The 478-nt window shown below is 59.0% G+C and carries 1 protein-coding gene; it reads left to right on the top strand.

Going from position 1 to position 478, the window contains the following annotated elements:
* Positions 1–478: AMP-binding protein (locus KQH60_RS14735; RefSeq protein ID WP_237577141.1), on the top strand; the 478-nt coding region annotated here is incomplete at both ends.

The following is a 478-nucleotide window of genomic DNA, read 5'->3' as shown; positions in this document are numbered from 1 at the left end:
TTACATGCAGCAGGTGCTCGAAAGTTTGGTCAACGCACTGGACTGTACGCCCGACCAACCTGTTCAGCAATTGAAGTGGCTGCCTGACACCGAACGCGAACAATTGCTTCAGACATGGAATGCGACACAGCAGGTGTATCCAGCCCACCTGTGTATTCACCAATTGTTCGAAGCGCAGGCAGTACGCACGCCCGATGCGACGGCGTTGGTACAGGGTACCCACGTACTGAGCTACGCACAGCTGAATGCACAGGCGAATCGTCTTGCCCATCGATTGATCGAGCTGGGCGTACGGCCTGATGCGCGAGTGGCGATATGTGTTGAGCGCTCGCCTGCCATGATGGTGGGTTTGCTGGCGATCCTCAAAGCGGGCGGGGCCTATGTGCCGCTGGACCCAGCGTATCCGGGCGAGCGGCTCGCGCATATTCTGCAAGATGCGGCGCCCGAGATTGTGTTGGCGGATGCGGTGGGTTGTGCC

Source organism: Mycetohabitans sp. B8, assembly GCF_021991875.1.
GTDB lineage: Bacteria > Pseudomonadota > Gammaproteobacteria > Burkholderiales > Burkholderiaceae > Mycetohabitans.
Note: the sequence above shows the minus strand (reverse complement) of the source record. Positions and strands in the feature narration are given on the sequence as shown.